28 protein-coding genes are annotated in these 25,858 nt (G+C 74.3%); 12 read left to right on the top strand and 16 right to left on the bottom strand.

From position 1 onward, the window contains the following. Positions 1-65 precede the first annotated feature (65 nt). Positions 66-710: a DUF3710 domain-containing protein gene (locus C8054_RS20855; RefSeq protein ID WP_107159191.1), complete on the bottom strand. Its 645-nt coding sequence runs from the start codon at positions 708-710 to the stop codon at positions 66-68. A 25-nt stretch (positions 711-735) separates the two neighbouring features. Further along, positions 736-1,233, bottom strand: a complete 498-nt coding sequence (gene dut / locus C8054_RS20850; RefSeq protein ID WP_199199859.1) for a dUTP diphosphatase — start codon at positions 1,231-1,233, stop codon at positions 736-738. An 83-nt stretch (positions 1,234-1,316) separates the two neighbouring features. On the opposite strand from dut, the gene C8054_RS20845 reads away from it, so the two are divergent. Further along, a complete protein-coding gene (locus C8054_RS20845; protein WP_107159187.1) occupies positions 1,317-1,808 on the top strand; it encodes a DUF3093 domain-containing protein in 492 nt (163 codons plus the stop codon). A gap of 20 nt (positions 1,809-1,828) precedes the next feature. Here C8054_RS20845 and C8054_RS20840 read toward each other — a convergent pair whose 3' ends face one another. Next, positions 1,829-2,557, bottom strand: coding sequence for a hypothetical protein (locus tag C8054_RS20840; protein WP_107159275.1), 729 nt, complete (start codon positions 2,555-2,557; stop codon positions 1,829-1,831). A gap of 270 nt (positions 2,558-2,827) precedes the next feature. Next, a complete protein-coding gene (locus C8054_RS20835; RefSeq protein ID WP_013284790.1) occupies positions 2,828-3,124 on the bottom strand; it encodes a DUF4193 domain-containing protein in 297 nt (98 codons plus the stop codon). 438 nt (positions 3,125-3,562) lie between these two features. Here C8054_RS20835 and C8054_RS20830 point away from each other — a divergent pair, with 438 nt between their 5' ends. Further along, positions 3,563-4,078 (top strand): LytR C-terminal domain-containing protein, encoded by a 516-nt coding sequence (locus C8054_RS20830; protein WP_199199858.1) that lies wholly within the window; start codon positions 3,563-3,565, stop codon positions 4,076-4,078. 99 nt (positions 4,079-4,177) lie between these two features. Here C8054_RS20830 and C8054_RS20825 read toward each other — a convergent pair whose 3' ends face one another. Next, positions 4,178-4,993, bottom strand: a complete 816-nt coding sequence (locus C8054_RS20825; protein ID WP_107159182.1) for an inositol monophosphatase family protein — start codon at positions 4,991-4,993, stop codon at positions 4,178-4,180. Between the two features lie 284 nt (positions 4,994-5,277). On the opposite strand from C8054_RS20825, the gene C8054_RS20820 reads away from it, so the two are divergent. Then, positions 5,278-6,870 carry an RNA polymerase sigma factor gene (locus C8054_RS20820; protein ID WP_107159180.1) on the top strand — a complete coding sequence of 531 codons (1,593 nt, stop codon included), beginning with the start codon at positions 5,278-5,280 and terminating at the stop codon, positions 6,868-6,870. 247 nt (positions 6,871-7,117) lie between these two features. Then, the gene (locus C8054_RS20815; protein ID WP_091070720.1) at positions 7,118-7,351 is read left to right on the top strand and encodes a hypothetical protein; all 234 of its coding nucleotides are present in this window, start codon (positions 7,118-7,120) and stop codon (positions 7,349-7,351) included. Positions 7,352-7,487: 136 nt separating this feature from the next. Here C8054_RS20815 and C8054_RS20810 read toward each other — a convergent pair whose 3' ends face one another. The 3 genes from C8054_RS20810 to C8054_RS20800 form a co-directional block, all read right to left on the bottom strand. Beyond that, positions 7,488-9,221, bottom strand: a complete 1,734-nt coding sequence (locus C8054_RS20810; RefSeq protein WP_107159178.1) for a DEAD/DEAH box helicase — start codon at positions 9,219-9,221, stop codon at positions 7,488-7,490. Between the two features lie 177 nt (positions 9,222-9,398). Further along, positions 9,399-10,049, bottom strand: a complete 651-nt coding sequence (locus C8054_RS20805) for a trimeric intracellular cation channel family protein (protein ID WP_107159176.1) — start codon at positions 10,047-10,049, stop codon at positions 9,399-9,401. Positions 10,050-10,089: 40 nt separating this feature from the next. After that, positions 10,090-10,308 carry a DUF3039 domain-containing protein gene (locus C8054_RS20800; RefSeq protein ID WP_107159174.1) on the bottom strand — a complete coding sequence of 73 codons (219 nt, stop codon included), beginning with the start codon at positions 10,306-10,308 and terminating at the stop codon, positions 10,090-10,092. An 87-nt stretch (positions 10,309-10,395) separates the two neighbouring features. On the opposite strand from C8054_RS20800, the gene C8054_RS20795 reads away from it, so the two are divergent. Both C8054_RS20795 and C8054_RS20790 read left to right on the top strand, forming a co-directional pair. Next, a complete protein-coding gene (locus C8054_RS20795) occupies positions 10,396-11,310 on the top strand; it encodes a pseudouridine-5'-phosphate glycosidase (RefSeq protein ID WP_107159172.1) in 915 nt (304 codons plus the stop codon). After that, on the top strand, positions 11,307-12,203 hold the full coding sequence (locus C8054_RS20790; RefSeq protein ID WP_107159272.1) for a carbohydrate kinase family protein: 897 nt from the start codon (positions 11,307-11,309) through the stop codon (positions 12,201-12,203). Before C8054_RS20795 ends, C8054_RS20790 begins: the two co-directional genes overlap by 4 nt. Before the next feature lie 220 nt (positions 12,204-12,423). On the opposite strand, the gene C8054_RS20785 is transcribed toward C8054_RS20790, so the two are convergent. Then, on the bottom strand, positions 12,424-12,780 hold the full coding sequence (locus C8054_RS20785; protein WP_107159170.1) for a DUF3099 domain-containing protein: 357 nt from the start codon (positions 12,778-12,780) through the stop codon (positions 12,424-12,426). Between the two features lie 98 nt (positions 12,781-12,878). On the opposite strand from C8054_RS20785, the gene C8054_RS20780 reads away from it, so the two are divergent. Then, positions 12,879-13,190, top strand: a complete 312-nt coding sequence (locus tag C8054_RS20780) for a hypothetical protein (RefSeq protein WP_233219766.1) — start codon at positions 12,879-12,881, stop codon at positions 13,188-13,190. Next, complete coding sequence (locus C8054_RS20775) at positions 13,180-13,491, top strand: hypothetical protein (protein WP_107159166.1); 312 nt, start codon at positions 13,180-13,182, stop codon at positions 13,489-13,491. The genes C8054_RS20780 and C8054_RS20775 overlap by 11 nt, the downstream gene beginning before the upstream one ends. Positions 13,492-13,504: 13 nt before the next feature. Here C8054_RS20775 and C8054_RS20770 read toward each other — a convergent pair whose 3' ends face one another. Together C8054_RS20770 and C8054_RS20765 are read right to left on the bottom strand one after the other, a co-directional pair. Next, positions 13,505-14,080: an HhH-GPD-type base excision DNA repair protein gene (locus tag C8054_RS20770; protein ID WP_107159164.1), complete on the bottom strand. Its 576-nt coding sequence runs from the start codon at positions 14,078-14,080 to the stop codon at positions 13,505-13,507. 114 nt (positions 14,081-14,194) lie between these two features. Continuing rightward, positions 14,195-15,415 carry a S8 family peptidase gene (locus tag C8054_RS20765; protein ID WP_107159162.1) on the bottom strand — a complete coding sequence of 407 codons (1,221 nt, stop codon included), beginning with the start codon at positions 15,413-15,415 and terminating at the stop codon, positions 14,195-14,197. Between the two features lie 186 nt (positions 15,416-15,601). Here C8054_RS20765 and C8054_RS20760 point away from each other — a divergent pair, with 186 nt between their 5' ends. Beyond that, positions 15,602-17,086: a methyltransferase gene (locus C8054_RS20760; RefSeq protein WP_199199854.1), complete on the top strand. Its 1,485-nt coding sequence runs from the start codon at positions 15,602-15,604 to the stop codon at positions 17,084-17,086. Then, the gene (gene dtd, locus C8054_RS20755) at positions 17,086-17,508 is read left to right on the top strand and encodes a D-aminoacyl-tRNA deacylase (protein WP_107159159.1); all 423 of its coding nucleotides are present in this window, start codon (positions 17,086-17,088) and stop codon (positions 17,506-17,508) included. The genes C8054_RS20760 and dtd overlap by 1 nt, the downstream gene beginning before the upstream one ends. Positions 17,509-17,524: 16 nt before the next feature. Here dtd and C8054_RS20750 read toward each other — a convergent pair whose 3' ends face one another. Continuing rightward, positions 17,525-18,313 carry a sporulation protein gene (locus C8054_RS20750; RefSeq protein WP_107159157.1) on the bottom strand — a complete coding sequence of 263 codons (789 nt, stop codon included), beginning with the start codon at positions 18,311-18,313 and terminating at the stop codon, positions 17,525-17,527. Positions 18,314-18,536: 223 nt separating this feature from the next. Here C8054_RS20750 and sigB point away from each other — a divergent pair, with 223 nt between their 5' ends. Beyond that, positions 18,537-19,523: an RNA polymerase sigma factor SigB gene (gene sigB, locus C8054_RS20745; RefSeq protein ID WP_107159155.1), complete on the top strand. Its 987-nt coding sequence runs from the start codon at positions 18,537-18,539 to the stop codon at positions 19,521-19,523. 115 nt (positions 19,524-19,638) lie between these two features. Here sigB and C8054_RS20740 read toward each other — a convergent pair whose 3' ends face one another. From C8054_RS20740 to C8054_RS20730, 3 genes are read right to left on the bottom strand one after another with little or no spacing between them, the layout of a single operon-like run. Further along, positions 19,639-22,194 (bottom strand): bifunctional GNAT family N-acetyltransferase/acetate--CoA ligase family protein, encoded by a 2,556-nt coding sequence (locus C8054_RS20740; protein ID WP_107159153.1) that lies wholly within the window; start codon positions 22,192-22,194, stop codon positions 19,639-19,641. Positions 22,195-22,217: 23 nt separating this feature from the next. Beyond that, positions 22,218-23,399 carry an acetoin utilization protein AcuC gene (locus C8054_RS20735; RefSeq protein ID WP_107159268.1) on the bottom strand — a complete coding sequence of 394 codons (1,182 nt, stop codon included), beginning with the start codon at positions 23,397-23,399 and terminating at the stop codon, positions 22,218-22,220. Positions 23,400-23,446: 47 nt separating this feature from the next. Further along, complete coding sequence (locus C8054_RS20730; protein WP_107159151.1) at positions 23,447-24,304, bottom strand: sulfurtransferase; 858 nt, start codon at positions 24,302-24,304, stop codon at positions 23,447-23,449. 132 nt (positions 24,305-24,436) lie between these two features. On the opposite strand from C8054_RS20730, the gene C8054_RS20725 reads away from it, so the two are divergent. After that, a complete protein-coding gene (locus C8054_RS20725) occupies positions 24,437-25,135 on the top strand; it encodes a metal-dependent transcriptional regulator (protein ID WP_107159149.1) in 699 nt (232 codons plus the stop codon). A gap of 88 nt (positions 25,136-25,223) precedes the next feature. On the opposite strand, the gene C8054_RS20720 is transcribed toward C8054_RS20725, so the two are convergent. Next, a complete protein-coding gene (locus tag C8054_RS20720) occupies positions 25,224-25,775 on the bottom strand; it encodes a hypothetical protein (RefSeq protein ID WP_107159146.1) in 552 nt (183 codons plus the stop codon). Between the last annotated feature and the right edge of the window lie 83 nt (positions 25,776-25,858).

Genomic DNA, 25,858 nt, shown 5'->3' with positions numbered 1-25,858 from the left:
GGCGGACACGCCGCGGGCCCGGTCCCGCCGGCTCGGGGCCGACGGGACCGGGCCCGGCGCGGGCCTCAGACCTCCTGCGGACCGGCCGCCTGCTGCTCGGCGGCCTGCTGCTCGGCCACCTCGCGCGGCAGTCGCAGCGGCAGCGGCTCACGGACCGGCTTGGCCTCCTGGCCACGGTCCACCACCAGGCCGTCCAGGCAGGCCGCGAGCGGGCCGCCGGCGGCCGGGTCGACGGCCGCCTGGCCCTGGAAGACGCCCCGCACCATCCAGCGCGGCCCGTCGATGCCGATGAACCGCAGGTCGGTCACGCCGTCCGGGGTGCGGACCTGGGCCCGCAGCTCGGTGCCGCGCTCCCCCTCGACCTCCTGGGCGGCGGCGCCGTCGTTCAGCAGCGAGGTGCGGATCTCCTCGCGCACCTCGTCCCAGATGCCCTCCGAACGGGGTGCGGCGAACACGCCGAGCTGCAACGCGTTCTGCCCGTGCACCAGCACCACCTGCTGGATCACGCCCTGCGGGTCGGCCTGCACCCGCACCTCCACGTCCGGCACCGCCGGGATCTGGATGCTGCCCAGGTCGAGCCGGGGCGCGTCGGGCGCCTCGCTGACGTCGTAGGGGCCACGAGCCGGCGCCGCCGGGGTCTCCCCGGCGTCGAGGACCCCGTTGTCACGCGCGTGCCGCGCCTCGCCGGCCCGCTTCCGGGAGAAGATCACTGCGCCCACCCTCCGCTGTTCGCACTCACCCTGCCACCTCTTCGCTCTGCCCGCCGCCCGGAGCCGGAACCAGCCCGGCGTGCCCGCCGGTGGACCCGTGCCCGCCGGTCCCGCGCCGGGAGCCGGGCAGCTCGGCCACCGGCCGGAACTCGGCCCGGGCGACCCGCTGGACCACCAACTGCGCGATCCGGTCGCCCCGGCTGATCCGCGCCGGCGTGTCCCGATCATGGTTGATCAGGTTGACCAGGATCTCACCCCGGTAGCCGGCGTCGACCGTACCGGGCGCGTTGAGCACCGTCACGCCGAGCCTGGCGGCCAGCCCCGACCGGGGGTGGACCAGCCCGACGTACCCCTCCGGCAGCGCCACCGCCACGCCGGTGGGCACCAACGCGCGCCCGCCGGGCGGCAGCTCCACGTCCGCGGCGGCCACCAGGTCCGCGCCGGCGTCGCCGGGATGGGCGTACGCCGGCAGCGGCAACTCCGGATCGAGCCGCCGTACGGGCACGGGTACGACATCTGTCACGGTCATCCTCTTCCGTCCGGTCCTCGGGGTGCCCCTGCCATCCTGCCGGTTGGCCGGCCCGCCACGCGCCGTACCCTCGCAGTGTGCGTCAGTCGTCATCCCCGGCCGCCCCGACGGCCACCCCCGCGCCGTACGCGGAGCGCCTGGGGCTGCCCTGGTGGGCCTGGCCCGCCGGGCTGGCCGTGGCCGGGCTGCTCGCCGCCGAGCTGTGGCTGGGCGCGACCGGCTTCCGGGCCTGGCTGCCGTTCGTGCTGCTGATCCCCGGCACGGTGGCCGCCCTGTGGTGGCTGGGCCGGATCCGGGTCGAGGTACGCGACGGCGAGCTGCGGGTCGACGACGCCCACCTCCCGGTGCGCCACGTGGCGGACGCGGTGCCGCTGGACGCGGCCGGCCGGCGTGAGGTGCTCGGCGTCGGCGCCGATCCGCTCGCGTTCGTGGTGCAGCGCCCCTGGATCGGCGGCGCCGTGCAGGTGGTGCTGGACGACCCGGCGGACCCCACCCCGTTCTGGGTGGTCAGCACCCGGCACCCGGTGGAGCTGGCGACCGCGCTGCTGGCCGCCCGCGACGCGGCCTGACCGCTCCTCCGTCCCGGCCGTCAGTCCCGCTCGTGGGGCAGGCCGCGGGCGGTGCGCCGGAGGTCCTTGCGGAGCTGCTCGCCGAGCGTGCGGGTGGCCCGCCGGTTGAGGTAGCCGGCCACCGCGGCGCCGGTCAGGAACGGCCCGAGCGTGGTGAGGTTGCGTCCGAAGCGGCGCAGCATGCTGTCCCGCAGTTCGCGGCGGGCGGCGGTGCCCAGCACGGCGCTCACCCCGACGCCGGGCATCATCGGGTTGATCCCCCGCTGGCCGGCCCAGGACTGCACCAGCGCCACGGCACGCGCGGTGCCGCCGGTGGGCAGCGGCATCCGGTGGAGTTCGTGCAGCTCCCCGATGAGCTTCAACTCGATCGCCACCACGGCGACCGTCTCGGCGGCCAGCAGGACCGGGGCGGAGAGCAGGGTGGGCGTGACCGCCCACTCGACCGCGGCGACCCCACCACCGGCCGCGCCGACCCCGGCGGTGGCCCGGGACGCGTTGCGGACCAGCCGGTCGGCGAGCGCGTCGTCGTCCAGGCCGGGGAAGTGCCGCCGCAGCGTGGCGAGGTCCCGGATCGGCACGTGCGGCGCGACCTCGGCGACGGTCTCGGTCATCCAGCGCAGCGCTGCCTTGGGCTTGAACAGGTCGGTGAGGCCGCGCGCCCGGGCCTGGCCGACCAGCCGGACCAGCAGTTGCCGGCGGCGGGCCGGGGCGATGTCGTCGGCGGTCAGGGCCGCGACCGTGGCGCCCAGCTCCTCGCCGGTCGGCGTCGCGGCCGGGTCGACGGTCTCCTCGGCGCGGGCCGGGGCGGTGGTCGGGTCCGGGACGGACGGTGTCGGTCCCGTCTCCGGGACTCCCGTCCGGTCATCCCGCTCGCTGCGCTCGCTCACCCGTCCGCCCTCCTGCTCCGCGCGGCATGGCAGCCGCCCGTACGAGTCAAGCAGCTTCCGGCCACCGGCGCACGGCGGCTCGAACAGCGGCGGCCCCGACGAGGAGGCCGCCGCCGGTGTCCCGGCTCGGGGTCAGACGCACTCTCGGCAGATCAGGTCGCCGTTGCGCTCGACCGCGAGCTGGCTGCGGTGGTGGACCAGGAAGCAGCGCGCGCACCGGAACTCGTCCTGCTGCATCGGGAGGACCTTGACCGTGAGCTCCTCGTCGGCCAGGTCGGCGCCGGGCAGCTCGAAGCTCTCGGCCACTTCGGCCTCGTCGACGTCCACGGCGCCCGACTGTGAGTCGACCCGCCGGGCCTTGAGCTCCTCGAGGCTGTCCTCGCCGAGGTCGACCTCGTCGCGACGCGGGGCGTCGTAGTCGGTGGCCATCGGTTTCACTCTCCAATATCGATATGGTCGCTGCCGGTTGTAACGCCGGACGACGCCGTTTCGGTTCCCCTGGCCGGCAACCAACTGTGTCGGGCACCCGACCCGACGACCGGTTGGCCGGGTCCGCCGGAGCGGAACCCTCCGGCGAGCGCGGAACCTTACCCCCCCTTTGGGCGAGGCATGTATACCGCCCTTGCGGGAGAGATGTACGCCCCTGCGCCCGAAGTTGTTCCCAATGTGACTCAGGCGACACGAAGATAGGGGTAGTCCTACCCGTTCCCCCCGTGGCGCGCCGGCATGTCGGACTGTTTCCACGCGGGAGCCGGACAAGGGTTAACCTCAGCGGCGTACTCCGACGGTCGACAGACGCGGCCCGACCGCGCCGGCCGCCGCCACCCAATCACTGTCCGGGGAGCGCCCAGGATGAGTTTTGCGCGAGTGCGGGCACTCGTTGTCGTCGGACTGCTGGCGGTCATCGCCCTGGTCTTCGTGATCGTCGCCGTGGTCAAGGACAGTCAGGGCTCGGCCGGCACCGCCGCCGACTGCCCCGCCGGCTGGCCGCTTGTCGACCTGCGACTGCGCGAGCAGAAGGACGTGAAGATCAACGTCTACAACGCCACCGACGAGTCCGGCCGGGCCGGCGGCGTGGCGGACGACTTCCGCAACCGCAAGTTCCAGGTCAAGAAGGTCGGCAACGAGTCGAAGGAGGTCGACGGCGTGGCGGTGCTGCGCTTCGGCCCCAAGGGCGTCGGCTCGGCCCACCTGCTCCGGGCCTACTTCCTCAACAACGCCGAGCGGGTGTTCCTGCCGGACCGCAAGGACGACACCGTCGACGTGGTCCTCGGCAACGGGTTCCAGCAGTTGGCCACCACCACCGAGGTGAACCAGTCGCTGGGTGACCTGGGCGCGCCCGAGGCGCCGCCCGAGACGTGCCCGATGCCGGTCGAGAAGTGACAGGTGGGCCGGTCCGCCGGCCCGACGACGACACAGGGCGGTCTCCGCGGTCCGGGAGGCCGCCCTCGTCGCGTACCCGTGGGGTGGGGTGACCGGTCGTCACGGCCCGCCGGCGGCGTCCAGGTCGGCGAGCCGGGTGTGCAGCGGGCCGTGCAGCGCCGGCGGCGCGGCGAGCGCCAGGTCCGGTCCGGCCGGCCGGCCGGACAGGCCGGTCACCAGCAGCCCGGCCTCCCGGGCGACCAGCCCGCCCGCGGCGAGGTCCCAGGCGGCCAGCCCCTTCTCGAAGTACGCGTCCACCCGTCCCTCGGCGGCCAGGCAGAGGTCGAGCGCGGCGGCACCCATCCGGCGGATGTCGCGCACGTGCGGGATCAGCTCGGCGACCACCCGTGCCTGGTGCGCGCGGCGGCCCGCGTCGTACCCGAAGCCGGTGGCGACCAGCGCCTGCCCGAGGTCGGCCTCGGCGGAGCAGCGGAGCCGCCGACCGTCCCGCCAGGCGCCGCCGCCCGCGGTCGCGGTCCACTCCTCGCCGGTGAACACGTTGCGCACCACGCCGGCGACCACCTCACCGGCCACCTCGGCGGCGAGCGAGACCGCGCAGTAGGGCAGCCCGTAGAGGTAGTTGACGGTGCCGTCGATCGGATCGACGATCCAGCGCACCCCGTCCCCCGCGACCGCGCCGGCCCCGCCGTACTCCTCGCCCAGCACCGCGTCGCCGGGCCGCCGGTCCCGCAACGCGGCCAGCACCTGCCGCTCCACCGCCCGGTCGGCCGCGGTGACCACGTCGGTCGCGGTGCTCTTGGTCGCGGCCACCGAGACACCCTCGGCGCGCATCCGGTGGGCGGTGGCCGCGGCGTCCCGGGCCACCTCGACGGCGATGGTGAGCAATTCCCGCGGCGTGGGCACCGAGGCGATCATGTTCGTCCCCTTCCCGCGCGGCCCGGACCCGCCTGGCCGTGCGTGGGTATCATCCTTACAAAGTCCACATCTGCGTCGAATCGGCGGTCCCGGACCGCCGGTACGCCGTGCTGCGCAGGATGATCGCGGCAGACGGCGTTACAATTCACCCTGCCCACGCGCCACGGACCGCCAACGACCGGACGGACCGGGACACGGGGGTCCCTCAACGACTCGCCCGGCACGGCCCCGTGCTGCGCCGGACGACCCGGCCGTGCTCGCTCTTCGCCTCCGGAAGGTCATTCGTGACAGAACCCCGCCAGACCGGCGCCGACGTTCGCTCGCTCACCGACACCCTGATCGCCCACGCCCAGAGCGCCGGTGGTCAGCTCACGTCGGCCCAGCTCGCGCGCACCGTCGAGTCCGCTGAGGTGACCCCGGCCCAGGCCAAGAAGATCCTCCGCGCGCTCTCCGAGGCGGGCGTGACGGTCGTGGTGGACGGCTCCGCGAGCACCCGCCGCCGGGTCGCCGCGGCCCGGTCCGCCACCCCGGCCTCCCGGGCCACCACCGCCAAGACCACCAAGAAGGCGGTCGCACCCGCCCCCAAGCAGGCGCCCGCCGCCGAGGAGTCCTCCGCGCCGGCACCCCGGAAGGCGACGGCCCGCAAGGCCGCCGGCTCCACCGCCGAGCTGGCCGGCAAGGCCGCCGTCCCGGCCAAGGCCACCAAGGCGACCCGGGCCACCAAGGCCACCGTGGCCGCCAAGACCGCCGCGGCGAAGCCGGCGAAGGCCGGCGAGGGCGAGGTCGACCCGGAGGAGCTGGCCGCCGAGATCGAGGACGTGGTGGTCGAGGAGCCGGCCGAGCTGGCCCAGGCCGCCGAGGCCGACGCCGCGAACTCCGCCACCGACAACGACTTCGAGTGGGACGACGAGGAGTCCGAGGCGCTCAAGCAGGCGCGCCGGGACGCCGAGCTGACCGCCTCCGCCGACTCGGTCCGGGCCTACCTCAAGCAGATCGGCAAGGTGCCGCTGCTCAACGCCGAGCAGGAGGTCGAGCTCGCCAAGCGGATCGAGGCCGGCCTCTACGCCGCCGAGCGGCTGCGCGCCGCCGACGAGGGCGAGGAGAAGCTGGTCCGCGATCTGCAGCGCGACCTGATGTGGATCTCCCGGGACGGCGAGCGGGCCAAGAACCACCTGCTGGAGGCGAACCTCCGACTCGTGGTCTCGCTGGCCAAGCGCTACACCGGGCGCGGGATGGCCTTCCTCGACCTGATCCAGGAGGGCAACCTCGGCCTCATCCGCGCGGTCGAGAAGTTCGACTACACCAAGGGCTACAAGTTCTCCACGTACGCCACCTGGTGGATCCGCCAGGCCATCACCCGCGCCATGGCCGACCAGGCCCGCACCATCCGCATCCCGGTGCACATGGTCGAGGTGATCAACAAGCTCGGCCGGATCCAGCGCGAGCTGCTCCAGGATCTGGGCCGCGAGCCCACTCCGGAGGAGCTGGCCAAGGAGATGGACATCACACCGGAGAAGGTGCTGGAGATCCAGCAGTACGCCCGGGAGCCCATCTCGCTCGACCAGACCATCGGTGACGAGGGGGACAGCCAGCTCGGCGACTTCATCGAGGACTCCGAGGCCGTCGTGGCGGTCGACGCGGTGTCGTTCTCGCTGCTGCAGGACCAGCTCCAGCAGGTCCTCCAGACGTTGTCCGAGCGTGAGGCGGGCGTGGTACGCCTGCGCTTCGGCCTCACCGACGGCCAGCCGCGCACCCTGGACGAGATCGGCCAGGTGTACGGCGTGACCCGGGAGCGCATCCGGCAGATCGAGTCCAAGACCATGTCCAAGTTGCGGCACCCCTCGCGTTCGCAGGTGCTCCGCGACTACCTGGACTGACCGCGCACGTCAACCAGACGTGTCGGTTTGATCACCACCCGTAGAACACCGATCCTTGATCGGTCGGTTGCCTGTTTGTGATCGTTGACGTGGCACCCTTGGTGCACGGCACACTGTCTTCCACGCCAGGTGTGACCTCGGTCCCCCGCGGGCACACAGGGAAGGCAGAGCCCGAGATGGGTGTTGCAGGATAGGTGAGCAACGACCGACGAGTGTGTTCATCGGTGACGACCAGAGGAGGAAGGCGATGACCCCGACCCTCACGCCGCCGCCCGAGACGGTGAGCCCCCCGGCCGCCGATGAACGGTGCGACCGCTGTAATGCTGCCGGCAAGCTCCGGATCACCCTCTCGGGTGGGAGCGAGCTGGTGTTCTGTGGGCACCACGCGAACAAGTACGCGGAGGATCTCGTGAAGATCACCGTGCGGTACGCGACGGACCCGGAGTTCAGTTGGCGCGGCACCGATCTCATGGCGAACTGAGTCCGACAGACAATCCGCAACTCGACATAACCGACCGGAGGCACCCGAACGGGGCCTCCGGTCGGTTTTTCGTCCCCGCGCCGGGTGTTAACAGGGGGCCCCGCCTCTACCGGAGGCGTTAAGAAGGGGCCCTTCCTTACAACGTCTGCACGGTGGCGATGCGCTCCTCGAGCTGCTCGATCGTCGCCTGGGCGCTGGGCGGGCCGCCGCAGAGCCGACGCAGCTCGGCGTGGATCTTCCCGTGCGGCTGGCCGGTGCGATGGTGCCGGGCGGCCACCAGGGCGTTCAGTTGCCGCCGTAGCGCCACCCGACGCTGGGCCGCACTCATCGGTGGGGGCGCCGCCGCCGGGGCCGCAGCGGCCGGCTCAGCGGCCCGCTGGGCCGCCCGGCGCTTCTGCGCGGCGAGCTGGTCGGCCTGCCGCTTGGTCAGCAGCAGCGAAACCTGGTCGGCGGTGAGCAGACCGGGGAGGCCGAGGTATTCCTCCTCCTCCGGCGTGCCGGCCTGGGCCGCGGTGCCGAACGACGCGCCATCGAAGATCACCTGGTCCAGTTCGGCGGTGGCGGAGAGCGCCGCGAACCGCTTCTCCAGCTCGCCGCTGGCCCCGTCATCGCGTTGGGCACGCTCCAGCAGGTCGTCGTCGAAGCCGTCGGAGTCCTTCGGCTTGCCGAGCACGTGGTCCCGCTCGATCTCCATCTCGCTGGCCAGCCCGAGCAGGTGCGGCACGCTGGGCAGGAAGACCGAGGCGGTCTCGCCCGGCCGGCGGGCCCGGACGAAGCGGCCGATCGCCTGCGCGAAGTAGAGCGCGGTGCTGGCGCTCGTCGCGTACACGCCGACGGCCAGCCGGGGGATGTCCACGCCCTCGGACACCATCCGCACCGCGACCAGCCAGCGCTGCTCGGAGGCCGCGAACGTCGCGATCCGCGCGGACGCGCCCTGGTCGTCGGAGAGCACCACGGCGGCCTTCTCGCCGGTCACCTGCTCCAGCAGCTTGGCGTACGCGCGGGCGACCTGCTGGTCGGTGGCGATGACCAGACCGCCCGCGTCCGGCATGCCGTTGGCGCGCAGCGTGCTCAGTCGGGCGTCGGCGGCGCGCAGCACCTGCGGCATCCAGTCGCCGGCCGGGTCCAGCGCGGTCCGCCACGCCTGCGCGATCAGGTCCTGCGTCATCGGCTCGCCCAGCCGGGCGGCCAGCTCGTCGCCGGCGTTCGTGCGCCACCGGGTCTCCCCGGAGTAGGCCAGGAACAGCACCGGTCGGACCACGCCGTCGCGCAGCGCGTCGGCGTAGCCGTAGACCGAGTCGGCGCGGGAGCGCAGCAGCCCGTCCCCGCCGCGCTCGTAGCTGATGAACGGGATCGGGTTGTCGTCGGAACGGAACGGCGTGCCGGTGAGCATCAGCCGGCGTACCGCGGGTTCGAACGCCGCCTTGACGCCGTCGCCCCAGGTGCGGGCGTCGCCGGCGTGGTGGATCTCGTCCAGGATGACAAGCGTCCGCCGGGTCATGGTGCGCCGCCGGTGCACCTGCGGCGCCATGCCGACCTGGGCGTACGTGACCACCGCGCCGTGGAAGTCGGCGGCGGAGTGCAGGTCGGCGTTGCGGAACGCGGCGTCGAGCTGGATGCCGACCCGGGCCGCGGCCTGCGCCCACTGGGTCTTCAGGTGCTCCGTCGGCGCGACCACGGTGACCGCCTCGACGGTGCCGTCGGCGAGCAGCTCGGCGGCGATCCGCAGGGCGAAGGTGGTCTTTCCGGCGCCGGGGGTGGCGACCGCGGTGAAGTCCTCGGCCCGACGGCGCAGGTATTCCACCATCGCCTTGCGTTGCCAGGAACGCAGTGGTGGGAACGTGTCGAGCGCCGGCAACCGCGGTGGCACGGGTAGCTCCTCTCCGCCGCGGACGGCGACGGGCCCGACCGGGGCCACGGGGGCCGCCGCCCATGAAAACGCCCTCGCGCATCAGTGCCGCGAAGGCCGACTCAGCATAACCAGCGGGCCCGGGCCGCCCCACCCGACGCCACGCTGGTCACATCAGCCCACCCCGGGCGGGACGGCTCAGGGCAGTGGTCCCGGGGCGCCGGTACGCGGCGGGCGGACCGTCGGCACCGGGGCGGACCAGCGCCGGCGCAGCGAGATCAGCCGCAGCCCGAAGACGAAGACCGCGGCACCGGTCAGCGGTCCGGTGGTGGCCTGCCCGTACGTCGACAGCAGCGCCACCACGATCGAGCCGGCGAGCGCGGCCACCGCGTAGATCTCCCGGCGCAGCACCACCGGGATCTCGCCGGTGAGCAGGTCGCGGCCCAGCCCGCCGCCGATCGCGGTGAGCATGCCGATCATGCAGGCGCCGACGGCCGGCACGTGCGCGTCGAGCGCCTTGAGCGTGCCGGTGACGGTGAACAGGGCCAGCCCGGCGGCGTCCAGCACCAGCACGGTGGTGCGCAGCCGGGCGAGCTGCGGGTGCAGGCGGAACACGGCGGCGGCGGTGACGGCCGCGGTGACCGCGTACCGCCAGTCGGCGAACGCCAGCGGGGGCACCTCGTCGATGACCAGGTCACGGAAGATGCCGCCGCCGAGGGCGGCGACCACACCGACGAAGACCACTCCGAACAGGTCGAGCCGTTTGGCCACCGCCGCGGAGGCGCCGGAGGCGGCGAAGACCGCCACGCCGGTGAGGTCGGCGAGGAGCAGGGCGGCGGAGGTGGTCACCGGCGCAGGTTACGTGGGCGGGCGGCGGAGCCGCCCGCGATCACTCGCCCCAGGACTCGTAGATCTCCTTGCACTTCGGGCAGACCGGTGAACCGGGCTTGGCGGCCTTGGTCACCGGGAAGGTCTCCCCGCACAGCGCGATGACGTACGTGCCCATGACCGCGCTCTCGGCGATCTTGTCCTTGCGCACGTAGTGGAACATCTCGGGGCCGGTGTCGGCCTCCTTCTGCTCCGGGCGCTCCAGAATCTCAGTGCTCACGTCCCCACCTCCGGCTTCCCAGTTTTGCAGGCCGGCCGGGTCGGGTCCACCACGGCCCTCCGGCGGGCGGCCCGTACCGTAACGGAAGTGACCAACTTTCGCATCAGTCTCGGTGGTGAGGTGGCCGACGCCCTGCGCGCCGGGCGGCCGGTCGTGGCGCTGGAGAGCACCATCGTGTCGCACGGCCTCCCCCGGCCGGACAACCTGCGCGTGGCGCGGCAGATCGAGCAGGCGGTCCGGGACGCGGGCGCGGTCCCGGCCACCATCGGCATGGTCGGCGGCGAGCTTCGGGTCGGGCTCGACGACACCCAGCTCACCCGGCTCGCCACGGTCGACGGCGTGAGCAAGCTCTCGGTCCGCGACCTGGCGCCGGCGGCGGCGACCGGCGCGGACGGCGCCACCACGGTGGCGGCCACCAGCGCGGTGGCGGCGGCGGCCGGGATCGGCGTTTTCGCCACCGGCGGGCTGGGCGGGGTGCACCGGGAGGCGGCGCACACGTTCGACGAGTCCGCGGACCTGGTCACGTTGGCCCGCACGCCGATCGCGGTGGTCTGCGCCGGCGTGAAGTCGATCCTGGACGTGGGCGCCACGTTGGAGCGGCTGGAGACGCTGGGGGTGGGCGTGGTGGGCTACCGCACCCGCCGGTTCCCCGGCTTCTACCTCACCGACGCCGGCTTCGACCTGGACTGGTCGGTGGACTCGCCGGAGCGGGTGGCCGACGTGCTGGCCGCCCGCGCCGAACAGGGTGTGCACACCGGCGGGCTGATCGTGGCCAACCCGCTGCCGGCCGACGAGCAGCTCGACCCGGCGCTGCACGACCGCACGCTCGCGGACGGGTTGGCGGCGCTGGCCCGGGAGGGGATCACCGGCAAGGCGGTGACCCCGTTCCTGCTGGCCCACTTCCACGCCGCCACCGAGGGCGCCAGCCTGGCGGTGAACGTCCGGATCATCCTGCGCAACGCCGACCTGGCGGCGCGCATCGCGGTCGCCCGGTGCGCGTGAGCGGGGTGCCCCGCATCGCCGTCGTCGGCGACGTGATCACGGACGTGGTCGCGATGCTGTCCGGGCCGCTCGCGACCGGCTCGGACACCGCGGCCGGGATCCGGTTCAGCGGCGGTGGGCAGGCGGCCAACACCGCGGCCTGGCTCGCCGGCCAGGGGGCGGCCGTGACGCTGGTGGCAGCCGTGGGCGACGACGAGACCGGCCGGGACCGGGTCGCCGAGCTGACCGGGATCGGGGTGGACTGCGCGGTGGAGCGGCACGAGGGCTACCCGACGGGCACGGTGATCGTGCTCACCCACGACGGGGAGCGCACCATGGTCAGTCAGCGCGGCGCGAATCTGCGGCTGACCGCGCGGCACGTCGAGGCCACCCTGGCGGCGGCGCCCGACGTCGGGCACCTGCACCTGTCCGCGTACACCCTGTTGGACGTCGGGTCGCGCGGCGCCGGGCTGCGCGCGTTGGCCGTCGCCCGCGAGCGCGGGCTGACGGTCAGCGTCGACGCGGCCTCCGCGGCGCCGCTGCGGCGCGTCGGCGGGTCGTTCCTGACCTGGGTACGCGACGTCGACCTGCTGCTGGTCAACACGGACGAGGCGACCGTGCTTGCCGGTGGCCTGGATCCGGCGGCGCAGGGCCGGGCGTTGACCTCGGTGGCGCACCGGGTGGTGGTGAAGCGCGGCGCGGCCGGGGCGGTCTGGGTGGAGCGCGGCGGCCGGGTGGAGACGGCCCCCGCGCCCGGGGTGGCCGTGGTGGACGTCACCGGCGCCGGGGACGCGTTCGCGGCCGGCCTGCTCACCGCCTGGCTGGCCGGGGCGGACCCCCGGGCGGCGCTGGCCCGCGCCGGCGACCTCGGCGCCTTGGCCGTGACCACTGTCGGCGCCCGGCCGGGCGCGTGACGGCCGGGCGCGCGGTGATCGGGTTCGGGCCCGGCGTGCCGGGTAGCCGGGCGGCGGCCGGGCCGGCGCGCGGTGACCGGGCTCCGGCCCGGGGCGCCGGGCCAGGGGGCAAGGTATGCCTGACGGCCGTCATACCTCCTGGTCATGTCTATGCCTGAGGGGTATATCGGTCCGCCGGCGAACTCTCCGGGCCGGCGTCACGGAGCGTGATCTCGACCGGTCAGGGCTCGGCATCGATGACCTTGTGCGGGCGTTCCTCGGCGGAGAGCGCCATCGGCGGGGTCTCGTCGCGGCCCCGGGGCTGGAAACGGTTGGCCAGCCGGTGCTCCTCCTTCGGCGGGCGGTCGTTCGCCAGCAGCACCGCGAGCCACGGGATGAGCACCATGCCGAGCGCGCACAGCGGCAGCCACAGCCAGAGCAGCGGGGCCTTGACGCCGACCAGGACGGCGCCCACGACGATGCAGGCGACCCGGATGCCCATCATCAGCACATAGCGTTTCTGCCGGCTGCTGAGCTGGTCGTCCTGGCTGCGCCGGGCGTCGGTGATCAGGATCGGCTGGTAGGCCTGACGCTTCACCACGGACCTCCTACGAGGGGATACCGCCCATCCTGTCACCCGGGGCAGGTGATCGGCGACAATCAGGTGACGTGTTACGTGCGTGGTACGCTCCGCTCGTGGCCAACCGGTTCAGCTTCACCGACGAGGCGCTGGCGAACCTGCGGGTCTACGACGTCACACCCGGGGAAGTCTGGGAGGCCCTGCACAGCAACCGCCGGGTCATCCGGCACTTGGGCGACGACGTGATGGTGGTCTACGCCACCGACCACCGCGGCCGGCGCCTCGCCGTGCTGCTGGCCGAGGCAGACGGCACCGACAACGACTGGGACATCCTCTCCGCCCGCGAGCTGAGCGACGTCGAGGCCAAGCGCTACGACGAGGCGGTGCGGAGGGCACGCCGACGAGGAGGCGGTCACCATGCACCGTGACGAGGCGACCAAGCGGTTCCACGCCGGCGGCGACGCGTTCGCCGACCTGATCGACGAGACGTCGCCGGCGCAACTGCCCACCCCCGACACCGACGTCCCGATGGTCAGCCGGTCGGTACGCCTCCCGCTGGAGACGTACGAACGGGTCCGGGCCGCCGCCGACGCGCGTGGCATCGGGGTGACCACGCTGATGCGGCAGTGGATCGAGGCGGGCCTGGCCGACCTGGACGACTCGGCCACGGTCTCGCTGGCCGACGTCCGCCGCGCGCTCGCCTCGCTGTCCCGCCCGACCGCCGCCTGAGCGGTGGAACGGGTCAGCCCTTCGCGGCCTTCGCCTCCGCCTTCATCCGCTGCTTGAACTCGCGCACCCGGCCCAGCGACTCCGGGTCGGTCACGTCGGCGACCGACCGGTACGCCTCCGCCTCGCCGTAGGCGCCGGCCGCCTCGCGCCAGCCCGCCGGGGCGACCCCGAACCGCTTGCCGAGCAGCGCCACGAAGATCTGCGCCTTCTGCCGGCCGAAGCCCGGCAGCTCGCCGACCCGACGCAGCAGCTCCGCGCCGTCCGCCGCCTCCGACCAGAGCCGCGCCGGGTCGCCGTCGTAGCGCTCGACGAGCGCCCGGCAGACCTCCTGCACCCGGGCTGCCATCGCCTTCGGGAACCGGTGCAGCGCCGGCGGCCGGGCGAACAGCGCCACCAGCGCGTCCGGGTCGTACCCGGCCAGCTCCCGGGCGTCCGGCTCGTGGCCGAGCCGTTGCGCCAGCACGTACGGCGAGGAGAACGCCTTCTCCATCGGCACCTGCTGGTCAAGCACCATCCCGAGCAGCAGGGCCAGCGGGTCGCGCCGCAGCAGTTCGTTGGCCTGCGGGTCGATGGGGAGGGAGAGCGTCATGCCCCCATCCTGCCGCCCCGGCCACCGCTCCCGCCGCCGACTCTCCGACACCCGGCACGACGCGGCCCGGTGGACTCCACTCGAATCCACCGGGCCGCGGTCAGCCGACGGGTGTCAGTTGACGACGAAGAGCAGCCGGTTCGGCGAGCCCGTGCCCGGGCTGGTCACCTTGCCGGTGGTGGCGTTGCTGGTCAGGTAGCTGGCCACCTGCGCCGGGGTGTAGGACGGGTTCGCCGACAGCACCAGCGCCGCGGCGCCCGCCACGTGCGGCGACGCCATCGAGGTGCCGCTGATGGTGTTGGTCGCGCTGTCGCTGCTGTTCCACGACGACGTGATCGACGAGCCCGGCGCGAAGATGTCCACACAGGTGCCGTAGTTGGAGAAGGACGACCGCGCGTCGGTGCTGGTGGTGGAGCCCACCGTGATCGCCGAGGCGACCCGGGCCGGCGAGGAGTTGCAGGCGTTGGCGTTGGAGTTGCCGGCCGCGAGCGCGTACGTGATGCCGGAGCTGATCGAGTTGGCCACCGCGTTGTCCAGCGTGGTGCTGACGCCGCCGCCGAGGCTCATGTTCGCCACGGCCGGCTTGACCGCGTTCGAGGTGACCCAGTTGACGCCGTTGACCACGCCGGCGGTGCTGCCGCTGCCGGAGCAGTTGAGCACCTTGACCGCGATCAGGCGGACGCCCTTGGCCACGCCGTAGGTGCTGCCGCCGACCGTGCCGGCGACGTGCGTGCCGTGGCCGTTGCAGTCGGTGTTGTTGCTGTCCACCGTGTTGGTGCCCCAGGTGGCCCGGCCGCCGAACTGGCTGTGCGTGGTCCGGATGCCGGTGTCGATGATGTACGCGCGCACGTTGGTGGCGGTGTTCGGGTAGGTGTAGGTGCTGTTGAGCGGCAGGTTGCGCTGGTCGATGCGGTCCAGCCCCCAGGTGGCGCCGGTCTGGGTGCCCTGGACGGTCACCCGGCGGTCCTGCTCCACGTACGCGACGGCCGGGTCGGCGGCCAGCCGGCGCGCCTGTCCGATGCTCATCTTCGCGTTGTAGCCGGTGAGCGCGGCGCTCCACACCGTGGCGACGCTGCCGCCGTAGCGCTTCGTCAGGCCGGCGGCCCGCTCCGGCACGGCGGTACGCGCGGTGCGGCTGTTCGCGGCGCCGACCGCGTCGCCCTTGAGCACGACCAGGTAGCTGCCGCTGACGGCGTCGGCGGCGCCGGCGAACCGGACCTGACCGGTCGGCGCGGCGAGGGCCGGGGTGGCGGCGGCGGCGGTGAGGGCCGCGGCGGCGGCCGTGACGGCGAACGCGTGCAGCACGCGACGCCGGGGGACGGACACGTCGGGCATCGTCTGGCTCCCTACCGGGCGGGCCGGCCGGTTCGTGGCCGGCGGGCCGCCCATCGACGGATGTTGACGGGAATGCTAACCACACATTGATGCGCGTGAAAGAGATAGTTGCCGGGTAATACCGTCTGCCGGCCGGATCCGGCGGGTGCGCGTCACGCCGGGCGGCGGTCGGGGCAGGATGGCCACGTGGACCGTCACGACATGCTGCTCTCCCCCGCCGGCGTCGACGCGCTGCGCACCGCGCTGACGCTTGCCGACTTCACCGCCAACGGCATCGCCGGGCGGCTCGGCTCGCAGGCCACCGGCGGCGTCGCCCGCAACGACTACCGGGCCGCGCTGCGCGCCACCGAGGACCGCGACCGGCTGGGCACGCTGATCCGGGTGTTCATCTGCGACCGCACCGAGCCGGAGCCGGTGGTGGCCGCCGCGTTGGCGCCGCTGACCGTGGACGAGGCGCTCGCCGGGGGCATCGTCGAGCGCCACGGCGACGGCCTGCGCGCCGGCGTCGACCTGGAGCCGTACGCCGACGACTGGTGGGTGCTCGCCGACGTGCCGGCCAGCGCCCGACCCGGCCGGCCGCTGCACGCCGAGCACGTGCTGGGCATCGGCGGGGCCACCCAGACGCTGATCGGCGCCGCCGTGCGCCGCCCGGTGGAGACCGCGCTGGACCTCGGCACCGGCTCCGGCGTGCAGGCGCTGCACCTGGGCACCCACGCCCGCCGGGTCACCGCCACCGACGTCTCGGAGCGGGCGCTGCGCTTCGCCGCCACCACCGCCGCGCTCAACGGGCAGGACTGGGAGCTGCTCCGCGGCGACCTGGTCGCCCCGGTTGCCGGACGCCGCTTCGACCTGGTGGTCAGCAACCCGCCGTTCGTGGTCGGCCCGGGCACCACCACCCACGTCTACCGCGACTCCGGGCGGGTCGGCGACGCGATCGGCGCCGAGCTGGCCGCCGCCGCGCCGCACCTGCTCACCGACGGCGGCACCATGCAGTACCTGGCGAACTGGGTGCACGTCACCGGCGAGGACTGGGCCGACCGGGTCACCGGCTGGTTCGCCGGCACCGGGCTGGACGCCTGGGTCATCCAGCGCGAGGTGGCCGACCCGATGGCGTACGTGAACCTCTGGCTCACCGACGTCGGGGACAGCGCCGACCCGCAGCGGATGGAAGCCTGGCTGGACTGGTTCGACGCGCACAAGGTGGAGGCGATCGGGTTCGGCCTCGTGTCGCTGCGCCGGGCCGGCCACGACCAGCCGATCGTCCGGGTCGAGGACCTGCGCCAGCGGGTCGAACCGCCGCTCGGCGACCGGATCGCCGAATGGTTCGACAGGCAGGACTGGCTGCGGGCCCGGGACACCGACGGGCTGCTGGCCGCCCGCTACCGCGCCGCCGACGGGCTCCAGCTCCGCCAGGAGGCCACCATGGGCGACGACGGCTGGGCGGTGGACCGGCAGGTCCTCGCCGCGCCGCGCGGACTGCGCTGGTCCGAGGAGATCGACCCGCTGGTGCTCGCCCTGGTCGGCGGCGCGGACGGCCGGCTGCCGCTGCGCGACCAGCTCGCCCTGCTCGCCGCCGCGCACGACGTGGCCCCGGACGAGTTGGCCGAGGCGGCCGGCCCGATCGTGGCGCACCTGGTCGAGCGCGGTCTCGTCGAGCCGGTGACGGACTGATGCGGGCGCTGGTGCAGACCGTCGCCCGGGCCTCCGTCACGGTCGACGGCGCGGTGGTCGGCGAGATCATCGATGGGCTGCTGGTGCTGGTCGGCGTCACCCACGCCGACACCCGGCAGGTGGCCGCCACCATGGCCCGTAAGCTGCACGAGCTGCGAATCCTGGACGACGAGCGCAGCGCCGCGGACACCGGGGCGCCGCTGCTCGTGGTCAGTCAGTTCACGCTCTACGGCGACGCCCGCAAGGGCCGACGGCCGAGCTGGACCGCCGCCGCCCCGGCGGACGTCGCCGAGCCGCTCGTCGACGCCGTGGTCGAGGAGCTGCGCGCCCGCGGCGCGACGGTGGCGACCGGTCGTTTCCGCACCCACATGCTGGTGGAGAGCGTCAACGTCGGCCCCCGCACGCTCCTGCTGGACCTGTGAGCGCCCACGTCGCCGCCTAGAAGAACAGGCCCCGCCGGGACAACGACTGGCGCAGCCAGCCGTCGAGCTGGGCGGCCCAGTCGGTGCGGTCCGCCGTGGCGTGGTCGACCGTGAACCGGCCGAACGCGTCCCGGCCCTCGGTGAACAGGCCGCCCCGCTTGTCCACCTCCAGCACCACCTGGACCTGCTGCGGGTCGGTGACGAAGGTGACCTCGAGCTGGTTCATCGCGCCGGCGTACTGCGGCGCCGGATAGAACTCGATCTCCTGGTAGAACGGCAACTGCTGGCGTACGCCGTAGATGTGGCCCCGCTCGACGTCGGCGCGGGCGAACCGGAAGCCCAACCGCAGCAGCGCCTCCAGCAGCCGCTCCTGGGCCGGCAGCGGGTGCACCGCGACCGCGTCCAGGTCACCGGAGTCCACCGCCCGGGCCACCTCCAGCTCGGTCCGCAGCCCCATGGTCATGCCGTGCAGGTGCTGGCCGTACAGGTCGGTCAGCGGCGTCTCCCAGGGCACCTGGAAGCGGAACGGCACGTCATGGCGCTGCCCCGGCGCCAACTGGAACGCGCCGGTGAGCTGGAGCCGGCCGAACTCCTGGTTGGTGTTGTACTCCGAGTCGCCGCTCTCCACCTCCACCCGGGTGAGCAGGCCGAGCGAGATCCAGCTCACGTCCACCGGGTGGTCGCCGCCGACCACCTGGACCCGGCCCTCCAGCTGACCGCCGGGACGGCAGTTCGGGTTGGCCAGCACCGTCTGCACCGACGGTCCGCCCACCCCCATCGCCTGCATGAGCCGCTTGAAGACCACCTGAGTTCTCCGATCGCCGGTTCGTCCCCGGCCCTGCCGGCCGGTTCGCTGGCACGGTAGCCGGACGGGACAAGCGACACCCCATGTTCCCCCCGGATTCGTGTCGGGTCCCCGATCGCCTCACTCCCGTCTCACGCCCCGGTTGCGAAGCTGTTTGTCACCGGCCCCCACCGCGCCGGCGGCACGGGCCGGTACGGCACGTAGGACACGGGGAGAGACAGAGATGACCCAGCAGATGATCGAGCACCAGGACATGGACGTCACCCTCACGGACCTGGACGCCACCGACGACCGCGGCGTCTCCACCGACCTGGTCCGGGCCTACCTGAACGGCATCGGCCGCACCAAGCTGCTCACCGCGGCGCAGGAGGTCGAGCTGAGCAGGCGGATCGAGGCCGGCCTCTTCGCCGAGGAGAAGCTCGCCACCTGCACGCCGGTCTCCGCCGAGCTGCGCGCGGACCTGGCGCTGGTCGCGGCCGAGGGACGCGCCGCCAAGGACCACCTGCTGGAGGCGAACCTCCGCCTGGTGGTAAGCATCGCCAAGCGCTACACCGGGCGCGGGATGGCCTTCCTCGACCTGATCCAGGAGGGCAACCTCGGCCTCATCCGCGCGGTCGAGAAGTTCGACTACACCAAGGGCTTCAAGTTCTCCACGTACGCCACCTGGTGGATCCGCCAGGCCATCACCCGCGCCATGGCCGACCAGGCCCGCACCATCCGCATCCCGGTACACATGGTCGAGCAGGTCAACCGGATGGTCCGGGTGCGCCGCGAGCTGTCCGTGACGCTGGGTCGCGAGCCCACCGTCGCCGAGGTCGCCACCGCGCTGGAGGTCCCCGAGTACCAGGTGATCGAACTGATCTCGTTCGACCGGGAGCCGGTGAGCCTGGACCAGGCGGTCGGCGAGGACGGCGAGAGCGCGCTCGGCGACTTCGTCGCCGCCGTCGACCCGCGTACCGAGCCGGGCGACGCCGCCACCAACGGCGAGCTGCGCAACGAGGTGCGGATCGTGCTGGCCACCCTCTCCCAGCGGGAGCAGGCCGTGATCCGGCTGCGCTTCGGCCTGGACGACGGCCGGCAGCGCACCCTGGACGAGGTGGGCCGCGAGTTCGGGCTGTCCCGGGAGCGGATCCGGCAGATCGAGAAGGTGACGCTGCTCAAGCTGCGCGACCCGGAGCGGGCGAACCGGCTGGAGGCGTACGCCTGCTGACCCGGCCCCACGAAGGCTCCGACGGGCCCCGGCGGTTCGCCGGGGCCTGTCGCGCGTGATCCCCCGGTGAGAAGGGGCCCCTTCTCTACCGGAGGCGTTAACAAGGGGCCCTTCCTTACAGGCGGCGGGGTCCGGTGTCGGGGCGCGGTGAATCCGGGCCGGTGCGGATGGTGGCGTGCAGCACCGAGATGCCGTCCGGACGGGCCAGCACCGGGTTGAGCCGCAGCGCACGCACCCGGGGCTGCTCGTCGGCCAACCGCCCGACCCGCAGCAGCAGGTCGACGAGCGCCGCCCGGTCCACCGGGGCGGCGCCCCGGTGCCCGTGCAGCAGCGGCGCGGCGCGCGGCTCGTCGACCAGCTCGGCGGCGTCCCGGTCGGTCAGCGGCACCGCCCGCCAGGCCCGGTCGCCGAGCAGCTCGGTCGCCACCCCGCCCAACCCGAACCCGACCACCGGGCCGAACGCCGGATCCTCCACCAGCTCCACCACGCACGCCACGCCCGGCGGCACCATCGGCTGCACCAGCACCTCCGCGCCGAACCCCGCAGCCATCTCGGCGTACGCGCGGCGCACCGCACCGGCGTCGGCCAGGTCGAGTCGGACCGCGCCCAGGTCCAGGCGGTGGCGCAGCCCCGGGGCGGCCGCCTTGAGCGCCACCGGCCAGCCGAGCCGCTCCCCCGCCGCCACCGCCTCCTCGGCCGAACCGGCCGGCACGGACGCCACCACGTCGATCCCGTACGCGGCGAGCAGCGCCGCGGGATCCGCCCCGTCCGGGCCCCACGCCGCCTGCCCGGCCGCCCGGTCGACCCGGGTCAGCTCGGGCAGCACGCCCGGCGGCCGACGCAGCCAGTCCGCGTACCGGGTGACCCGGGCCAGCGCCCGCACCGCCTCCTCCACGCTCGGGTACGTCGGCACCCCGGTCGGCGCCTGCCCGGCGAGGAACGTCGCCACCACCGGCTTGCCGGTGGCCCGCGCGTCCGGCAGCGCCGCCGCGAAGTCCGCCTCCGGGTCGGTGAGCTGACCGGGCAGCGGCGGCGCGAACACCGCCACCACGGCGTCCACCCGGTCGTCCGCCGCCGCGGCGGCGAGCGCGGCGGCGTACGCGGCGGCGCCGCCGGTCGGCCCGACGTCGTGCGGGTACCCGTCGACGACGATCAGCCCCTGCCCGGTGCCGGCTGTCGCGGCCAGCCCGGTCAACGCCGACGAGTTGCCGACCACGGCGACCCGCCGTCCGGCCGGCAGCGGCTGGTGGGCCAGCAGCACACCCACGTCGAGCAGCTCCGCGACCGTGTCCACCCGGAGCACGCCGGACTGCGCGAACAGCGCGCTCACCGCGGCGGCGTCCAGCGCCGGCGCCTCGCCCACCCCGGGCGACCGGGCCAGCGACGCCAGCGCCACCACCGGCTTGCTCCGGCCGATGTGCCGGGCCAGCCGGGCGAACTTGCGCGGATTGCCGAACGTCTCCAGGTAGAGCGTGATCACGTCGGTGCCCGGGTCGTCCTGCCAGTACTGCAACAGGTCGTTGCCGGACACGTCGGCCCGGTTGCCGGCCGAGACGAAACTCGACACCCCGAGCCCGCGCCGGGACGCCTCGGCCAGCAACGCCACCCCGAACGCGCCGGACTGGCTGAACACGCCCACCCGCCCGGGCGCCGGCAGCTCCGGCGCGAGCGTGGCGTTCATGCGTACCGCCGGGTCGGTGTTGGCGACACCGAGACAGTTCGGGCCGACCACCCGCATGCCGGCCAGGTGCGCGGCCCGGACCAGGGCCCGCTGCGTCGCCGCCCCGGCCGGGCCGGCCTCGGCGAACCCGGCCGAGATCACCACCAGCCCGTGCACGCCCGCGTGGGCGGCGTCCCGCACCACGTCGTGCACCGCGTCCGGCGCGACCACCACCACGGCCAGGTCGACGTCGAGGCCGGCGTCGGCCGCCGACCGGTACGCCGGCAGCCCGGCCACCGTCGCCGCGCTCGGGTGCACCGGGACGATCGCGCCGGTGAACCCGCCGTCCCGCAGGTGCCCGAGCAGCGCCGCGCCGACGCCCTGGCCGGTGGTGCTGGCGCCGTAGACGGCGATGCCGCGTGGGGCGAGCAGCCGGGCGATGGACCGCGCCTCGGTGCGGTGCTCCCGGCCACGCTGCACGGCGAGCGTCGCCTCGGTGGCCGCGATCGGGAAGCTCAGGTGCACCACGCCGTCGGCGTACTGGCGCTGCACCTGGTAACCGAAGTCGGCGAAGACCCGCAGCATCGTCCCGTTCGCCGGCAGCACCTCGGCGACGAAGTGCCCGATGCCGTGTCGGCCGGCCGCGTCCGCGAGGTGCTCCAGCAGCACCGAGCCGATGCCCCGCCCCTGGTAGGCGTCCTCCACCACGAACGCCACCTCGGCCTCCGGCGAGGCGGGACCGAGCCGTTCGTACCGGCCGACGGCCACGATCCGCTCGCCGGCCAGCACCACGAACGCCTCCCGGTCGCGGTGGTCCACCGTGACGAACCGCTTCAGGTCCCGCTCCGGGATGCGCGGGTACGGCGAGAAGTACCGCAGGTAGCGGGTGCGCTCGGAGAACCGGGCGTGCATCGCCACGATCGCCGCCGCGTCGTCCGGGCGGATCTGCCGCAGCTGGACGGTCGTGCCGTCGCTGAGCAGCACATCCACCGGTTGTTCGACTGTGGTCACCGGCCGGTCCTCCCCACCGCCGCTCAGTCGCGCGGATCGTGCGGGTCGAGCCCGAGCAGCGGGAAGACGGCCTTGCGGGTGGCCGCGACCGCCCGGTCCACCGCGTTCGGCTCGCCGCTGGGCTGCCAGGGCTGGTACTCCGGATCGACGTCGTCGGTCATCCGCAGCGGGATGTCGTGCCCGGGCCGCCGGCGCGCGGCCAGCTCCCGCCAGCCCGGCGGGGTGAGCGTGGCCGGGTCCAGCGGCTCACCGGTGGCCACCGCGAGCAGGTGCGTCCAGGCCCGGGGCACCACCTCGACCAGCGCGTACCCGCCGCCGCCGGTGGCCACCCAGCGACCCTCGCACAGTTCGTCGGCGAGTGCCCGCAGCGCCCGGTAGGTGGCCCGCTGCCCGTCCACGGACAGGTGCAGGTCGGCCAGCGGGTCGCTGCGGTGCCCGTCCGCCCCGCACTGGGTGACGAGCACCTGCGGCCGGAACGCGCGCAGCACCGACGGCACCACCGCGTGGAACGCGCGCTGCCAGCCGGCGTCGCCGACCCCCGGCGGCAACGGCACGTTGACCGCGCTGCCCTCCGCGCCGGGCCCGCCGGTCTCGTCCGGGAAACCGGTGCCGGGGAAGAGCGCCAGCGGCGTCTCGTGCAGGCTGACCGTGAGCACCCGCGGGTCCCGGTAGAAGATCTCCTGCACCCCGTCGCCGTGGTGCACGTCCACGTCCACGTACGCGATCCGCTCCGCGCCCAGGTCGAGCAGGCGGGCGATGGCCACCGCCGGGTCGTTGTAGACGCAGAAGCCGGCCGCCCGGGCCGGCATGGCGTGGTGCAGGCCGCCGGCCACGCTCACCGCGCGCCGCGCCTCGCCCCGCCAGACCGCCTCGGCGGCGGCCACGGTGGCGCCGGCGATCAGCGCGCTCGACTCGTGCATCCCGTCGAAGACCGGATTGTCCGAGGTGCCGAGCCCGAAGCCGGCGAAGAGCGGGTCACGCGGCGCGGCCCGGACCGCGTCCAGATAGGCCGGATCGTGCACCCGGGTGAGCAGCGCGTCGTCGGCCGGCTCCGGCCTGACCAGGCGCACGCCCGGCCGGTCGAGTACGCCCAGCTCGCGGGCGAGCGCCATGGTCAGCTCGACGCGGACCGGGTCGAGGGGGTGGTCCCCCATGTCGTAGGCGAGGAGGGCGGAGTCCCACACCACCACCGTGTCGTCGGCCATGCGGCCATCGTCGCACGCGAGCGCTGACCCGCCCACCAGCCGCGCGCTCACCGGCCGGCGGCGTCGCCGATCGCCACCGGACGGTCCGGGTCGGCCACCCATCCGCTCCACGAGCCCACGTACAGCGCCGCGTCCGGCCGGCCGGCCAGGTGCAGCGCCAGCACCGCCTGCGCGGCGGTCACCCCGGAGCCGCAGTACGCCCCGACCGGCGCGTCCCCGCGCACCCCCGCCTCGGCGAACCGCGCGCGCAGCGCCTCCGCGGTCGGGAACCGGCCCTGGGTCACGTACTCCGGGGCGGGCAGGTTCACCGCGCCCGGAACGTGCCCGGCGACCGGATCCACCGGCTCGTTCTCGCCGCGGTAGCGCGGCGCGGCCCGCACGTCGAGCAGCACCGCGTCCTCGGCGGCGGCGAGCCGGGCGGCCTGCCCGGCGTCGAGCACCGGCAACGCGCCCGGGGTGACGGTCACGTCGCCGGGCGTGGGCGCGGGCGGCGCGGTGTCCACCGGCAGGCCGGCGGCGACCCAGGCCGGGAAGCCGCCGTGCAGCACCCGCACCGGCCGGTGCCCCGCCCAGCGCAGCGTCCACCAGGCCCGGGCGGCGGACATCCCGTCGCCGCCGTCGTACACCACCACGGGGTGACCGGCGCGGACGCCGGCCGCCCGCAGCGCGGCCTGCAACGCGGCGGGGTCGGGCAGCGGGTGCCGCCCGGCGGCGCCCGGACGCCCGCACAGCTCGGTGTCCAGGTCGACGAAGACGGCGCCGGGCAGGTGGCCGGCGGCGTGGTCGTCGCGGCCGGGTGGGCCGGTCAGCCGCCAGCGGACGTCGAGCAGGACGGGCGGGTCGGCGCGGTCGAGTTCGGCGGCGAGCCGGTCCGGCTCGACCAGCAACTCTGCGATTCCGGACATGCGGCCCAGTCAACACCATCCGGCGTCGACGCGGCCCGGACCGCCGCCCCCGGGCCGGGGCCGGTCGTGGTGTTGGCAGCTCAAGGGCGGGTCGTGAGACACTGGAGATTCCGGTTCGTTCCTCGCTTACGGGTGATAAAGATAAACGCTCACTCACTGGTCGATACGACCGAAATGTACCTACGCACCATCCTCGAGCTGGAGGAGGAGGGTGTGCCGCCGCTGCGCGCCCGCATCGCCGAGCGGCTGCGGCAGAGCGGCCCGACCGTCAGCCAGACCGTCGCCCGGATGGAGCGCGACGGCCTGCTCACCGTCGAGGGCGACCGACACCTGGCCCTCACCGCGCTGGGCCGCGGCACCGCGGTCTCGGTGATGCGCAAGCACCGGCTGGCCGAGCTGCTGCTGGTCAACGTGATCGGGATGCCCTACGAGGAGGCCCACGAGGAGGCTTGCCGCTGGGAGCACGTGATGAGCGACGCGGTGGAGAAGCGGGTCTACGACCTGCTCAACCGCCCGACCCGGTCGCCGTACGGCAACCCCATCCCCGGGCTGGAGGAGCTGGGCGACCCCGGCCAGCCGCCGGCCGAGACCGTCGAGAGCGAGCGCAACCTGGCCTTCCCGGGTCTGTCCGGCTCGGTGGTGGTACGGCGGATCTGCGAGAGCGTGCAGACCGACGCGGACGTGCTCCGGCAGTTGCACGCGGCGGGCGTCGACCCGGGCGCGACCGTCACCGTGGCGCAGGAGCGCGACGGCGTCTCCATCGACCGTTCCGGCGACCGGGTGCGGCTGCCCCGCGAGGTGGCCTCCCGCGTCTTCGTCGCGGCCCGCTGACCGGCCAGGTCACGACCCGCTGAGCTGACCGGCCGGGTCACGGCCCGCTGACCGGCGGATCACGGCCTCGCCGACCGGCCCGACGGGTTCACAACTGCCGGGTGTCGATCACCTTGGCCAGCGCGACCAGCTTTCCGGTCGCCTCCGTCACCTCCGCCGCGGCGGTCCCCTCGGGGCTGGTCCAGCGCAGGCTGGCGAGCCGGTCCTCGGCGGCCAGCCAGCCCACCTCGGCGGCCGGACCACTGTGCGCGGTCCTCGGCAGCGTCCGCCGGTAGGCGACCTTGCCGAGCCTGGTGACCTTGGTCGCCCCGCTCGGCTGCACGTCGGCGGTGAACGTCGCCGCGTCGATCGACGTGTCCGTCACCGCGAGCGTCAACTCCGGCAGCACCGCGCCCTGGGCACGGACCACGCAGGTGTGCGTGTCGCCCTGGTCGGTGGCGGCGGCCACGTCGAACGTGCCGCCGGTGTGCTCGGCGATCACCGCGAAGTCGAGCAGCCGGCACGCCCCACCGGAGGAGGCGGCGGCGACCTCGGCCGCCGGGGGCGGGGGCGCCGGCACGGCCACCGGGGACCTGTCGTCGGCGCAGCCGGCGGCGAGCAGGACGGCCGAGGCGGCCAGCCAGGTACTACGGGCGCGCACGGGAAGACCTCCGCGGTCGGCGGCGGGGCCGGCCCGCCGGAGTTCCGTCGGACACCGTACGGCGCGGACGACAGGGACGGAAG

The sequence above is a fragment of the Micromonospora sp. RP3T genome (assembly GCF_003027925.1).
In the GTDB taxonomy this organism is placed as follows: Bacteria; Actinomycetota; Actinomycetes; order Mycobacteriales; family Micromonosporaceae; genus Micromonospora.
This window is presented reverse-complemented; position numbering and strand designations above follow the sequence as displayed.